This window comes from Kitasatospora sp. NPDC001683 (assembly GCF_053596495.1).
Genome location: NZ_JBSFGK010000143.1, coordinates 1 through 12,895, shown reverse-complemented (window position 1 = coordinate 12,895; position 12,895 = coordinate 1). Strand labels below are relative to the sequence as shown.

Genomic DNA, 12,895 nt, shown 5'->3' with positions numbered 1-12,895 from the left:
GGTTCGGGGCCGCGCAGCCACGGAGCTCCTAGGAGTGCGCCGATGCCCGACGCGGAAGTACCCCGCCGGGCGCGGGCGGCAGCCCGATCCGGGCCGGGGCGGTGCGTTCGCCGGTCGGCAGGTCGACAGCCTTCGCGGGCTTCGCCGCATCGACGGAACCAGGGCCGTGGATGGTGAGTTCGAAGTCCTGGTGCGCCTTGGCGTCCGGCGCGAACGGCAGGCGGATCCACCCGTCCGCGACCAGACGGCGCACCTCGGCACGGCTCAGCCCGAGACCGAGTTGGAGCAGCCGCTCCACCCGGATCGGCGCGGGCAGCTCGAAGCCCACCGATATCGAGAGCGGGCTCGGATCGTCGAGCGCGTACAGCGGCATGCGGGTCTCCAGCTCCCAGGTGCCGGCCCAATCGAGCCGGTACCGGTTCTTGGCCGCGAGCGACGCGCTCATCACCAACTCCCGTACCGCGGCCGGGTCGTTGATCTCGTACGCGACCAGCCGGGCCGGCTCCAGCGTCGAGACGTGGGCGCGCTCGTGGACGGGCACCTTCGACGTGCGATCACACGACGCACAGCTCAGCAGCAGCCAGACGTCGAGCAGCTTGCCGTTCGCGTTGACGCGGATCTTCCCCGAGGCGCGGTGCCGCGTGCCGGGGCAGTCCGGGCAGGGCCGAACGACGGTGGGCAGGGCGGACTGACGCACGGCCCACAGGGCCTTGCGGTCGGTATTCATGTGTGGTGGTTGCTTTCAGGACTGAGCAGGAGGGCATGCCGAACTCGCTCGGCCGCTCCCGCTCTCTGACGGATGCTCACGAGGGGCGCAACCGATCGCCCCTGGGCCGGGTCGTCAGGCTCCGAGGTCGATCGCGCGACAGGTACGTACTACGCGGCAGTCATCAAAAGTCCATGCGGGCGATCATGATCGAGGCGGAGGCCCGCGGCAACCGCATTTTGGCCGAGGCGAGCAACGGCGCAGCCCCGGCCCGAGCACGCACGGACCCGGCCCAGACGCCAGCACAGCAAGCGGGCACGCGGGACGCAGCAGCCCCGCACTTTCTGACAACGGCCTCCAGACAGGCCGAGAAGGGCGGCGTCGCCCGCGAACGGAATCGTGGTCGACGGAGCGCGGGGCGGGTCAGGAGGGTCTCGGCGTGTCGGTCCGGCAGCGGAGCCACGGTGGGACAGCCGACGGCGGCCGGTAACGGGACGGCGCAGCAGGCCGGCGGCAATCACCATCGGATCTGATTGGATTCGCGGCGCTGTGGGTCATGCAGCGGACTCGCCGGTCGTCGGCGTCGCGGTGCGGGCGGTTGGCTCGATACGGCGGCTCGCGGACGTGGGGATCGTGATGTTGCGCATGAACAGGAGCACTGCGAGGGCGAGCAGACGGCGCCGCTCCAGGCGAGGGTGGAGCCGATCGCGGGGTCTGGCCCAGGTTCTGTGACCGGTGACACTGGGTGACGGATCATGCGCGGTGGCGGGGCCTGGAGATCGTCCGGAACTGGTCGGTCGAGTCACCTGGCTGGCTGACATTCGGCGGCTGTGTCGCAATCGTGGTCGTGGCTCGGTGAGTTGCTGTTCCCGTCGCTGCCCCAGGTGGAGGTCGTCGGTGTCGAAGCGCCCGGTGCGGTGGTGCGGATCGCCGCCCGCGTGACTGCTCCGGGTGCGTCCTGCCCGGACTGCGGGACGTGGTCTGAGCGGGTCCACGGCTCCTACCTGCGCTATCCGTCGGATCTGCCCAGCTGCGGGCGGCCCGTGACGGTTGCCCTGCGGGTGCGCCGCTTCGTCTGCCAGGCCCTGGTGTGCCAGCGGCGGACGTTCGTCGACCGTGCCGGAGCCCGAACCCCAGTGGGAGAATCCGTTGACTGCCGCGGCCGGCAACGCCGATGACGCCCTGGTGGACCCGGCCGGGCGCGTCGCCGAACGGCGGCGCGCCAACCACGCCCTCGCCCACCGGCTCTTGGCCGGCGGGATGAGTCAGCGCGCCGTCGCGAAGCACCTCGGCTGGAGTCGCAACACCGTGCGCCGCTACGCGGAGGCCGAGAAGTGGCAGGACATGATGAAAGGGCCCGCAGGCCCCGCGGCCCGTCAAGCTCGCCCCCCGGAGGGCGGCCTGGTGCATCAGCTGTCGGATGGCGTGGTGGACGAGCAGGAGGCCGTCAACCGGTCACCCGCAGGCGACTTGACCTGCCCCACCCTCGCCACACCACAACCAACGAGCCAGGGACACCGAAGTCACCGGCATTGGGCCCAGGGCGGCAGGCGGTGAGTGGAGCAACGGGTGGGGGTTCGTCGGCTGGGTGGGTCGTGGAGGGTGATGATGCCGTCGATCAGTCCGCCGCAACGGTCGACGTCGAGCAGCCGTCCACCCAACGCAGCCCGGCAGCCGACGCCCGCACGGCCCGTAGCTCGTCCTCGGCCTCCTCGTGGCGCCCCAACGCGGCCAGGGCCGCCGCCAGTTCGCCGCGCGCGGCCAGGGTGGCCGGCGCCTGCGGGCCCAGCTCGTCGGTGCGCAGCCGGACGACCTGCCGCAGGGCGGCTTCGGCCCCGGCCCACAGCCCGTCGGCCGCGAGGCGGTTCGCCTTGGCGGCCAGGGAGTCGGGCACGGCTCCGCGACCGGTTGCGCCACCACGCCAGCATCCGTCCCTCTCCCCCGTCGCTCCGGCCCTCCGCCGGCTCGCGGCGGTGATCATACTGTTGGGGTCCCGGGAGTGGGCGGCGTGCAGCGTCGCGCCGGCCTTCCGCGTCTCGGCGTGGACGACGGGGCCCCGACGTACTGATCCTCGACGACTTCGCGGATGCGCCAGCTGACCACCGCCCAGGCCGATGACCTCTACGAACTTGTCTCCGAACGCCAGGGACGCTCGCTGATCATTACCAGCAACCGGGCACCCAGCGACTGGTATCCCCTCTTCCCCCGCGCCGGCTACCGCCGCCGGTCCGGCAGCACCTCGGACGGCTCTTCCCACTGGTGCGGAACCGGCGGGAGGGACGACGGTGCGCCAGGCCCGTCCTGCTGGAGCGAGACCGTGCGTGTGGGCGCGGGGATCGAGATGCCCTCCGTCCGGTACCGCTGGTGCAGGCGCTTGATGAACTCGTGCTTGATCCGGTACTGGTCGCTGAACTCACCGACGCCCAGGATCACCGTGAAGTTGATCCTGGAGTCCGCGAAGGTGTGGAAACGGACGGCGGCCTCGTGGTCGGGCACGCCACCGCTGACGTCGGCCATCACGCTGTCGACGACATCGAGGGTGACCCTCTCCACGTGCTCCAGGTCGCTGTCGTAGCCGACCCCGGCCTGGACCAGGATCGACAGCTTCTGCTCGGGCTGGGAGTAGTTCGTCATGTTCGTCCGCGCCAAGCGGCCGTTGGGGATGATCACCAGGTTGTTCGACAGGTTGCGCACCACGCTGTTGCGCCAGTTGATGTCGACGACGTATCCCTCCTCCCCGCTGGTGAGCCGGATGTAGTCACCCGGCTGGACCGTCTTCGAGGCGAGGATGTGCACACCCGCGAAGAGGTTGGCGAGGGTGTCCTGCAGGGCCAGCGCGACCGCGAGACCGCCCACCCCGAGGGCGGTGACCAGCGGGGCGATGGACACACCGAGGGTCTCCAGGGCCACGAGGACGCCCATCGACAGCACCACGACCCGGGTGATGTTGACGAAGATGGACGCGGACGCCGCGACGCCCGTGCGGGACGCGGCCACCGACTGCACCAGCCCGGTCACCACCCGGGCCGCGCTGAGCGTCGCGATGACGATGAGCACGGCCGTCAGCGACTGGCCGACCAGCCCCCCGATCCGCGCGGTGAGCGGCAGGGCCGAAGCTGCCACCTCGGCCCCGGCGACCACGGCCGCCCAGGGGACGATGGTGCGCAACGCGTCGACGATGATGTCGTCCCCGCTCCACTTGGTCCTGCTGGCGTGCTTGCCCAGCCATTTCATCAGAGCCCGCAGCACCAGACCGGCCACACAGCCGGAGGCCAGCGCGATGCCGGCCACCACCCAGTCGTGCAGGACCAGGTCCCGGGTCACCGTCCCGCCCCCGCAGCGTGGAGGGCGAGGCAAAGGGCCGTCGTCGGCCGCCGTACGTGCTGTGTCGTCACCTTGTCGCCTGTCAGGTCGTGTTCGTGTGCAGCTCCGCTGGATCGGATGCTCGGATCCGAACGGACTGCCAATCCTGCCCCACCGTCCGGCTGCCGCCAGAGCCGGAACGCCGGCCTTCCGGTCCTCGACTCGCCGCTGGTGCGCGGCGCCAGGACGGCGGGGTATGCAGGGCAGGTCAGCCCGCGACGGTCTCGGCGTGCCGGTGGCGCGCGTCCAGGAGCGCGCTCTGCCGGTCGGTCAGCTTCCCGTCGATGCGGACCTTGTCCTGCCTTGCCGGAGCCGGTCGCGGCGACCACCATCGTCCGACCTCCAGCCTTCACCTCGCGCACTGCGGCCGCGACGGCGTCCTTCTGAAACCAGTGCAGCGGCACCGGGTTCGCCGGACCGGCGGGAGGCTGCCGAGGTGTTTCACAGGCGATTACCCACGAAACACCGAATCGGAGCCCGGGGCTGGCTGCCGCCGAGCGTGCGGTGCTCGATCGGGAAGCGCCGATATCAGGGGCCGACCCGGTCGTAGCGGAGCGCGGTGAAGCCAACGCCATCGGAGTAGACCTGCGCGACGGTGGCCGCCCCGACGGCGTTGATCTCCTGGGCCTGCAGCCGGATCGTTGTCGGCCCGCTGACCCTGATCAGCTCGCTGATCGGCGCGGTCTGGTTGCCGCCCGCCTGGGCGTCGCCCGGGTTCCCGTTGATGATCTGGTAGACGAGCCGCTCGCTCTCCGGCACCTCGGCGGCGGCCGTGACGTTCCACAGTCGCGCGCTCATGTAGACGTTGAGCGACGGAATGCCCGCGAGGCGTCCACGGACGTCCGCGTCGAGCTCGTACGTGCCAGCCCGGGGAAGCGTGATCTCCAACGGGGTGTCGGTCCAGGTGCCGGGCGGCAGGTTGACGATCGAGTGGAGCTTCGCGATCCCGCTGTTCGCGGCCGGGGCGGTCGGGGCCGCGTTCGCGTCGCTCTGGATGGCTGCCGTGGTCGTGGCACCCACGAGCAGCAGCGCCGCGATGCTGGTGAGACTGGTGCGCAGGGTTGACATGGTTCCTCCGGGGTGAAGCCGATGGGATATGCCTCTGACACGGTAAGAATCGCCCGTCACAAGGCCCATCACCTGAACGGGTGAGGACCGCTCGCGCACCGAGCACCTGTGAGCGGGCGTACGCCTGCTCACAGCGGACAGCCGCTGGGCGCCCGTGTGGATCTCCAATGCCATCGGCCCCAACCTCACCTACGCCGGATCACTGGCCACCCTTCTGTGGCGGCGGATCGTCCACGAGCACGAGGTCGACCTCGCCGAGTTCACCCGCCTCGGCCTGCTCGCCGTGCCCACCGACCTGGGGGCGGACCCGGCTGGGGCGCAATGGAAACGCGTTTCGGGCGCATTCTGTTCGGCGGTCCACCACCTCGCGGCTCTTACACGCTCGTTTCCCGCCTGTTTGTTTCATGGTCGTTTCTTTAACATCATGAAGTGCCGGCTCCGGCTTCGGGGTTGGACTATCAGGCCCCTTAGACTAAGCGGTGGAGGAAAGCCTGCCACCAGCGATCGATGTCGGAGGGATCGGCGCCGCAGACAGAGCACCGGAGCCGGACCGGTTTCGGGTGCCGGTCGCCGGGAAACCACTCGTCCTTCAGCGGATGTGGGGGCGAGCGACGACGGCGGTGCCGGCGGCGGCCTCCAGGAGGAGCGGGGCGCTCCAGCAGAGCCGGGGCGAGGTGAAAGCGCGGACTCGAGGACGGCGGCCGGGGTGGGGATGTGGCGCAGGGCGGCGATGACGCCGGCGGCCTGCCCGGCGGGCTGTGGGGCGGGCTGTGGGGTGTCCGGGGTGGACCGGTGGGCCCGGGACAGCGGCGGGTGGCGCCAGGACGGTTGTGGCGGCCCTGGGGCGCTGCTTGGGGCCGAGGGCACGGGCCACGCCCGGGGCCGGGGGCCGCCGGGCGGACGACGGATTGCTCACAGCCGTTCGACGGGTCCGGGTGCGGCCTAGTGGCGGCCGACCCAGGCGGTGCGGCCGGCATTGCCGGACGCCCACACAGCCAACAGCCCCGCAGGGGAGGAACCGCCGCCGTCCAACCGCACAACCACTGGGGGCACGCCATCCTCCAGCTCGTCGGCGTCGCCGTGGACGCCACCCACTGACACCGCCCGTGGCTTCGCCGACCGGCGGACCTACCCTGATCGACGACACGGGGAAGGCGAGGACGTGAAACTGACGGTGCGCAAGCGCTTGATCGCTGCGGTGGGCTTGATCGTGGTCATGGTGGCGGCATGCGAGGCGAGGGAACGTGATTCCGACTATCCACTCCCGTTCAAGCGGAGTGACGCCTCGGTCCTGCGCCGTATCGCGCTCGCCGACCCGTCCACGAAGAACACCACCGTCGCGGCGGACGACCGCACGATCTCGATGGAGGTCGCCTGGAGCGGCTGCGACTACAAGCCCGACCTGGTGGCACGGGAGACGGCCGAGCAGGTGACACTGCTGCTCCGGCGCCGGGACGCCTCGGGCCCGAACATCGGATGCGAGGACGGCGGCATCGCCGAGCTCACCGTCGTCCTGCACCAACCCCTCGGCACCCGGGCCCTGACCGACGCCCTCACCGGCGAACCCGTCCCCCACACCCACGCCTGACACCGGGCTGCGGCCGGATTCCGGCAGCCCCGAGACGGACGGCGGCGGCACCCGACCGGCCGGGTACGGGCGAAGCAACGCAACGCCGCGCCCAGGCGTGCCGGCCCGACAGCAGGCAGCCGCACCAGACGAACGGGGGTGGCCGCGGACCCCTGTTTACAGGGGCCGGCCGGGCCGAATCCAGGTCAGTTCTAGGGCGAGGTCGCGCAGCGTCTCCGGTGCCGCCACGGCGATGGTCTGGTCGCTTAGTTCGAGGATGGCTGCGAAGAACCCGTCCCGGGTCGCCGTACGGACGGTGTGTTCCTGGCCGTCGAGGCGCAGCACCGCCTCCCCGGATGTGGTGGGGACGGGGTTCAGGATTGCCTCGACTGATGCCATGGGGTCGAGGTCTTCTTCCTCGGTGAAGTTGGCGATCGTGGTGCCGAGGATGTCGTCCAGGCTCAAGAAGGGCTTGATCCTGGAGTTGGCCGGTGCGGGGCGGGTGGTGCGGACGCGGACGCGGTAGGTGCGCTGGTGGGCGTACTGGAGATCGACGTCGGTCAGGTAGCCGTCGGTGCCCTCTCGGCCGAGCAGGACCGTCCATCCGGGCTCCGGGCGGGCCAGTGCTGCGACGGGTCGGCCGAACTCGCGCAACGTTTCGTCGTGAGTGGGAACGGAGGGCCTGGGCTGGTCGGCTCCCGGCGGGATGCGGAACACGGTGCTGTCCTTCCTAGCGTGGGGGCTTCTCCAGGCAACCTGCTAGGAGAAGCCCTACACGCACGGCGGTTTGTCAGATCAGAAGATGCCGTAGTGGACGATCACCGCGCCCGGGGCCGGGTAGCAACTCGAGCCGTCGTCGAGCGTGGCGTAGCTGGTGCTCTCGACCCAGGCCTGGCCGTTGCTGGGTGACAGGCCTCCGACGTGCCGGCTGCCGTTCCACTTCTGGCGCTCCAGGAGGCCGGAGGGGGCCCAGGTCTGGTGGCTGACGCCGCCGGAGTCGGACAGGCCGACCTCCCAGTAGTAGAAGATCGCCCGCTGGTTGGGGTTGAGGGTGAACCCGGTGTTGAGGTCGACGCTGAGGTTGCCCACCGCCGTGCCGGACAGCCAGGCGGTGCCGCACTGCGGGTTGTAGTAGTCGCTGTAGTCGTCAGCGACGTCGTGGCCGGGCTTCACGGCCGGCTTGATGCCCCACTGGCTCTGTTCACGAGTTGCGACAGCATTTGTTGACGAGTTTGGGAGGCACTTGAGCCGCGACGGCCGTCGAACAGTTCGCGAGATTCGACAGCACCCTGCCGACCTCGACTGTCCCGGATGGTTCAGCGCGGCAGGCCGATGGCGCGGGAGATGACGGTGTCGAAGGTGCGGTCGGGCAGGAGGCGGCGCAGGGCGATGAGGGGGCGGGCGCCGAAGCCGCTGGCGTAGCGGGTCTTGGGGCGGCGGGCGGTGACGGCCTTGGCGATGGCGTCGGCGATGACGGAGGGCGGGGAGTTGCGGTTGGCGTTGGCCTCGGAGCGCAGGGAGGAGGCGACGGCGGCGGCTTGGGTGGCGTAGGCGCCGCTGGTGGAGGACTTCTCCAGCTTGGCGGCGGCGATGGCACCCCATTCGGTGGCGATGCCGCCCGGTTCGATGACGACGACGTCGATGCCGAAGGGCTTGGCCTCCAGGCGCAGGCAGTCGCTGAGGGCTTCGAGGGCGAACTTGGTGCCGTGGTACCAGCCGCCGAGCGGGGTGTGGATCTTGCCGCCGATGGAGGTGACGTTGACGACGGTGCCGGCGCGCTGGGTGCGCATGTGGGGCAGGACGAGCTGGGTCAGGCGGATCGCGCCGAAGACGTTGACCTCGAACTGGTAGCGGCCCTCGTCCAGGGGCACGTCTTCGAGGGCACCGTAGGAGCCGTATCCGGCGTTGTTGACGAGCACGTCGATCCGACCGGTCTCCGCGATGATCTTGTCGATGCCGGTCTGCATGGAGGCGTCGTGGGTGACGTCCATGGCCAGCGGGCGGATGCCGCGGTCGGCGAGCGTGGCCAGGCGGTCGGTGCGGCGGGCGGCTCCGTAGACGGTGTAGCCGAGCTCGTCGAGCTTGAGGGCGGTGGCCTCGCCGATGCCGGAGGAGGCACCGGTGACGAGGGCGGTCTTGGCGGGCATGGCGGTAGTCCTCACACGTAAGATGAACTGGGGTTCACGATTATCCTGAACCTTGGTTCATCTTGATGCAAGTGAAAGGGCAGGCGAGTTCCGTGACCCAGGCCAGGGCGCCGCGCGCCGACGCGGTCCGCAACCGACGGAAGATCCTCACCGCCGCCGGTGAGCAGATCACCCAGCACGGCCCCGAGGTCGGCATGGACGAGATAGCAGCCGCTGCGGGCGTGGCCGTGGGCACCCTGTACCGGCACTTCCCCACCAAGACGGACCTGGTCGCCGCCGTCGTTGCCGAGTGCGTCGCCCGTGTCGCCGACGACGCCGAAGCCGTCCTCGCCCGCGTCGCCGCCGGAGCCCGGGCCGCGGACGAGCTGACCGCCTTCCTCGGCCGCGTCATCGAGCAGTCCGTCACCGACCGCGCCGTGAAGGCGGCCGCCCAGACGCTCGGCGCGGAGCCGGGCGACCGCGCCGACGAGGACCGCGGCAGCAACGCCGTCGCCACACTCATCCGGGCTGGCCAGTCCGACGGCGACATCCACCCCGACGTCTCCGTCGGTGACATCTACCTGCTGTTCTCCACCGCTCCCACCGACCACCCGCCCGCGGCTCGGGCCCGTTGGCTCGCCCTGGTCACCCCCGGGCTGACCACCAGAGCCCGGCCGGCAGGCAACCGACGCTGAGCAGACCCGATGCCGCATCAGGCCGTGTTGTCGCTTCTCGTGAACATCGAACACGACCGGTTCATGGTGCTGTTCAAAGTCGCGTACATCCGCTGTCGCAACTCGTGAACAAAGCCACCCCACCGCGCGGCGGCGAGCTGCTGAGCCGCAGCGTCCTCAGAGTCAGTGGCGTTCTTCTTGACGGAGTACTCGAAGCCTTGCGCGCTGGTCTCGATGGTGTAGCCGTTCGCTTCGGCGACCGCCTTGTCGTAGCCCTTGAAGAGCATCCCGACCTCGATGGCGGTCGACAGAGGCCTGCGGCACGGCGGTGTCCGCCGCCGCTACAGGAGCGGTTGCGGCCAGAGCGGAAGCGGCGAGCGCCGTCGCGGCCGCCGCTGTCGCGAGCTTGCGGAAGCATGATGAAGTCCCTCCCCGGCGACCCCCGTGGCCGCCTACGAACGTCCATCCACACTTCGCAAGCCTGGCCTGTTCGTGTCGCGACCACTGTCCGGAACCGCTCGCAAGCCGTCCGAAAGCATCAGGTACAGAACAAGACGTCGCACGCCGACAGTTCGCTTAACGGATGTGCCATCAGGCTGGGGTCCGCCGTCGTCGACGCCACCCACCGAAACCATCCTCGGCTCCGCCGACCAGCAGACCTATCCAGACCGATGAGGACGCACTGACTGGTGTGCTCGGAGTCTTCGCCTGCGGCGCGGGCGGTAATCAGTTCTACGGCGTCGGCGCGCAGCGCTGGCAGCGCCGGTACTTCCGGCCGCCCTTCGGGCCGGTGTGCCGAGCCTCCCACACGCGGGTCTCTTCGACGGTCATGACCGTCCAGCCGCTGTCTGTCTTCGTCGCCGCCATCTCGAACTCGAAGTCGGCTTTGGTACCGCCGTATCGCAGGTTCTGTTGGTGGCAGAAGAGCCGGCGCTCTTGCACGTACTCCTCGCCGACCGGTCGGCTCCACTCTGTCGGCATGGTGCGCCGCACCACGGGACAGGTTGTTTCGTGCAGTCCTGCGGAGCGGCCCACGGTGAACGGGTACTCGTCCGGGGTGTTGTAGCGACGCCACCGCTCGGCCAAGGCGTCGAGGTGCGGCTCGAAGCGGTCGCCGTACTTCTCGCAGTCGGGGCACCCGCCGTTTCGGACGCACCAGGCGAGGAGGTCGTCGTGCTGCTCGTACTCGCGCAGGTCCCACTGGTCGTACACGTGACCGGCGAGACGCAGAAGCAGCTCGCGCGCCTCCGCAGCCGTGATGGTGCCGGCCCCGATGGCGGCGACGATGTCGATCACCGCCGGCAGCTCCACCGACTGGCCGTAGCCCTCCCGCAGCGGACGTTTGCGCTGACGCGGGAAGTCGATCCCGAAGGTGACGAGTACGTCGGGCATCTCGATTCCCGGAGCACTCACGCTCACCTGCGCACTGATCCCCACTGCTTCATCCCTCTCATAGGTCGGTCGGCGGCTCGCGGACAATCCCGAACCTGCGAACTGGCTGGCCCCTGCCGGCAGCGGGTCGTGGGGCACCCCGAAAGGCCGGGCCGACCCCGTCTGGGGCTTGCTCGTTCGCGCGCATCGAACTCACTGCTGGTCTGGTGCGGCCCAGGCCGGAGCCAGCGAACGGGTTGTCGCGGCCACCCTGCCGTCATCACCGCGCGCTTGTCCCGGCTTTCCCCGAATGAGTGAGACCGGCTGCGGGCCACGCCGCCCCGGACCGCGGCGGGGCCGATCGAGTAGTGCGCAGCGGGATCGCCCCGACCTTGGGTGGCGCGGGCGGCTCGTTCCGGCGGCAGGGGTGGCCGCACCACGCGAACCCCTTTAAGAGCAGTAGCCAGAGAAGTAGACGCGGGACCTTCCGGACGCCGAAGGCTCCCTACAGGTGGCTTCGCGCGTGACGCGCGAGCCCGGGCGGCCTTCGCCGAGTCCGGCGACCCAGGCCGTCGCCCGCTCGAACAGCCCCGCCGCACAGCGGGGGGTAGCAGCACCGATGACGCCACCCTGGCAGGACCGGTGCTGCCCAATATCTAGAACCCGTCCAGGCCTGCGGGGTGTCGTCCAGGTACGGCGCACCGCCGCGGATCGACCACACGGTCCGTTTGCCGTCCGGAGTGACGAAGCCGCCGGCCGGGCCGTCCCCGAGGATCGGCGCCGCCACCGCGAGCGGCGCCCACATCCCGCCGCCGGTCTCGTCGCGCAGGTCCACCACCCACCCGCAGGCGCCCGCCCGGTCCGTCGCGGCGGCCGCAATGCGACCCTGGCGGACGTACTCGGCGTAGGTGCGGTCCGAGCCGTTCACCGGGGGAAGTGCCAGGTAGCCGATCCGGTTGGGGAGTTGGCGCGCCGTCGGTGCGTTGACGACGTCGGGGTCGCCGTAGACCTGGCCGGCCCGGGCGGGTGGAAAGAAGCGACTGTGGTGGTCGCCGAGTGCGACCAGGGCGCCTTCGATCGCGGGATACGTCTCGGCCGCAGTGCGGGCATCGCCGGCGCGGTCGAAGGCCTGGGCACGGACGGCCTTCCAGTCCACCTCGGCCCTGCGCAGCGACTGCTGCTGCATGAGGTCCAGGGCCTCGATGAGGTAGCCGCGAGCCTCGGGCGAGAGACGGGCGCCCTCACGCGGCGACGGCGTCGAGGCACAGCCCGCGAGCAACACTGCAGCCCAGACGGCTATCACCCAGCGGTGTCGTGAACGCATGCATCCCCCTGACCGCTGCCGGCAGGGGCCAGCCACATTTCCGCCGATCGAGCCCCCCACACGTCCAGCACGCGCGCAGCGAGGCGTTCGCCTCCCGGACGGCCTCCAGCTGCTCCGCCCCATCGTCCGTAGGGGTTCATTCGTTAAGACAGACGTGGCCGGAGTCGACGAACCAGCCGTCCTCGAACTCGGCTGAGCCGCGCCACGGGGACGCGCAGCCGCTCTGCAGCCCGGCCGAAGGTGCAGTTCCTCGGCCAGAGTCAGGAAGAGCGACCGGCAGCGCCGGAGCGGGCAGGAGGTCGAGCGGTCCGCATGCCTCACCACGCTCCCGGGCGTCGGCGACGAAGGCCGAGTGGATCCGCCCGACGTCGAGCAGGTGCTCGCGCCCGTGCCGCACGGCGAGCTGCTCGCCGTCCAGCCAGTTCGGCCCCAGGGTGAGGAAGTAGAGCAGCAGGTCGATCCGGTCTGGCCCGGCCCGGCCCGGGCGTTGGCGTGTCCGAGATCGTCGGCCGGGACGGTGTGCGCCCCAGGGCATCCACGGCTTCCGGCCACGGCGCCGCCGGGTTCGGGGTGCCGCTGCGGGGTGGCGGTCCAGGCTCAGTTGACTTCCGCTCCCCAGCCTAAAGGCCGGGGATTCCTACCACGGTCGTCTGACCGTCTCGGTGGGTTCCTGCTTCTCCGCGCTGCGCCGGAACA

General features: G+C 70.4%; 15 protein-coding genes and 3 pseudogenes. 6 read left to right on the top strand and 12 right to left on the bottom strand.

Translation table 11 applies throughout. The features are described 5' to 3' along the window. Positions 1-28: 28 nt before the first annotated feature. Positions 29-727, bottom strand: coding sequence for a DUF1062 domain-containing protein (locus ACWCYO_RS38075; RefSeq protein ID WP_270150474.1), 699 nt, complete (start codon positions 725-727; stop codon positions 29-31). 809 nt (positions 728-1,536) lie between these two features. On the opposite strand from ACWCYO_RS38075, the gene ACWCYO_RS38070 reads away from it, so the two are divergent. Continuing rightward, complete coding sequence (locus tag ACWCYO_RS38070; protein ID WP_449786760.1) at positions 1,537-1,884, top strand: transposase family protein; 348 nt, start codon at positions 1,537-1,539, stop codon at positions 1,882-1,884. After that, a complete protein-coding gene (locus ACWCYO_RS38065; RefSeq protein ID WP_449786759.1) occupies positions 1,823-2,263 on the top strand; it encodes a helix-turn-helix domain-containing protein in 441 nt (146 codons plus the stop codon). Before ACWCYO_RS38070 ends, ACWCYO_RS38065 begins: the two co-directional genes overlap by 62 nt. Positions 2,264-2,324: 61 nt before the next feature. On the opposite strand, the gene ACWCYO_RS38060 is transcribed toward ACWCYO_RS38065, so the two are convergent. Then, positions 2,325-2,600 carry a tetratricopeptide repeat protein gene (locus ACWCYO_RS38060; protein ID WP_449786758.1) on the bottom strand — a complete coding sequence of 92 codons (276 nt, stop codon included), beginning with the start codon at positions 2,598-2,600 and terminating at the stop codon, positions 2,325-2,327. 161 nt (positions 2,601-2,761) lie between these two features. Between ACWCYO_RS38060 and ACWCYO_RS38055 the strand changes: the two are divergent. Continuing rightward, positions 2,762-2,912: pseudogene (locus ACWCYO_RS38055) on the top strand (ATP-binding protein); the annotation flags it as partial. Positions 2,913-2,920: 8 nt separating this feature from the next. Here ACWCYO_RS38055 and ACWCYO_RS38050 read toward each other — a convergent pair. Together ACWCYO_RS38050 and ACWCYO_RS38045 are read right to left on the bottom strand one after the other, a co-directional pair. Then, positions 2,921-4,030 carry a mechanosensitive ion channel family protein gene (locus ACWCYO_RS38050; RefSeq protein ID WP_449786757.1) on the bottom strand — a complete coding sequence of 370 codons (1,110 nt, stop codon included), beginning with the start codon at positions 4,028-4,030 and terminating at the stop codon, positions 2,921-2,923. 567 nt (positions 4,031-4,597) lie between these two features. Then, the gene (locus tag ACWCYO_RS38045; RefSeq protein ID WP_449786756.1) at positions 4,598-5,137 is read right to left on the bottom strand and encodes a hypothetical protein; all 540 of its coding nucleotides are present in this window, start codon (positions 5,135-5,137) and stop codon (positions 4,598-4,600) included. A 172-nt stretch (positions 5,138-5,309) separates the two neighbouring features. Here ACWCYO_RS38045 and ACWCYO_RS38040 point away from each other — a divergent pair. Together ACWCYO_RS38040 and ACWCYO_RS38035 are read left to right on the top strand one after the other, a co-directional pair. Next, a pseudogene (locus tag ACWCYO_RS38040) lies at positions 5,310-5,435 on the top strand (arsenic transporter); the annotation flags it as partial. Between the two features lie 876 nt (positions 5,436-6,311). Further along, complete coding sequence (locus ACWCYO_RS38035; RefSeq protein ID WP_449786755.1) at positions 6,312-6,725, top strand: hypothetical protein; 414 nt, start codon at positions 6,312-6,314, stop codon at positions 6,723-6,725. 156 nt (positions 6,726-6,881) lie between these two features. Here ACWCYO_RS38035 and ACWCYO_RS38030 read toward each other — a convergent pair whose 3' ends face one another. The 3 genes from ACWCYO_RS38030 to ACWCYO_RS38020 form a co-directional block, all read right to left on the bottom strand. Next, positions 6,882-7,421, bottom strand: a complete 540-nt coding sequence (locus ACWCYO_RS38030) for a hypothetical protein (protein ID WP_449786754.1) — start codon at positions 7,419-7,421, stop codon at positions 6,882-6,884. A gap of 78 nt (positions 7,422-7,499) precedes the next feature. Beyond that, the gene (locus ACWCYO_RS38025; RefSeq protein WP_449786753.1) at positions 7,500-7,877 is read right to left on the bottom strand and encodes a hypothetical protein; all 378 of its coding nucleotides are present in this window, start codon (positions 7,875-7,877) and stop codon (positions 7,500-7,502) included. Between the two features lie 143 nt (positions 7,878-8,020). Beyond that, positions 8,021-8,851 carry an oxidoreductase gene (locus ACWCYO_RS38020; protein ID WP_449786752.1) on the bottom strand — a complete coding sequence of 277 codons (831 nt, stop codon included), beginning with the start codon at positions 8,849-8,851 and terminating at the stop codon, positions 8,021-8,023. 92 nt (positions 8,852-8,943) lie between these two features. Between ACWCYO_RS38020 and ACWCYO_RS38015 the strand changes: the two genes are divergently transcribed. Next, positions 8,944-9,525 (top strand): TetR/AcrR family transcriptional regulator, encoded by a 582-nt coding sequence (locus tag ACWCYO_RS38015; protein ID WP_449786751.1) that lies wholly within the window; start codon positions 8,944-8,946, stop codon positions 9,523-9,525. 17 nt (positions 9,526-9,542) lie between these two features. On the opposite strand, the gene ACWCYO_RS38010 is transcribed toward ACWCYO_RS38015, so the two are convergent. From ACWCYO_RS38010 to ACWCYO_RS37990, 5 genes and pseudogenes are all read right to left on the bottom strand, one after another. After that, positions 9,543-9,791 (bottom strand): hypothetical protein, encoded by a 249-nt coding sequence (locus tag ACWCYO_RS38010; protein WP_449786750.1) that lies wholly within the window; start codon positions 9,789-9,791, stop codon positions 9,543-9,545. 304 nt (positions 9,792-10,095) lie between these two features. Continuing rightward, positions 10,096-10,173 (bottom strand): annotated as a pseudogene (locus ACWCYO_RS38005) (PEP-CTERM sorting domain-containing protein); the annotation flags it as partial. Positions 10,174-10,236: 63 nt separating this feature from the next. Then, positions 10,237-10,941 (bottom strand): hypothetical protein, encoded by a 705-nt coding sequence (locus ACWCYO_RS38000; RefSeq protein WP_270150461.1) that lies wholly within the window; start codon positions 10,939-10,941, stop codon positions 10,237-10,239. Between the two features lie 439 nt (positions 10,942-11,380). After that, entirely contained in the window at positions 11,381-12,199 is an 819-nt protein-coding gene (locus ACWCYO_RS37995) for a S41 family peptidase (RefSeq protein ID WP_449786749.1), read from the bottom strand. Positions 12,200-12,335: 136 nt separating this feature from the next. Then, on the bottom strand, positions 12,336-12,734 hold the full coding sequence (locus tag ACWCYO_RS37990; protein WP_449786748.1) for a hypothetical protein: 399 nt from the start codon (positions 12,732-12,734) through the stop codon (positions 12,336-12,338). Between the last annotated feature and the right edge of the window lie 161 nt (positions 12,735-12,895).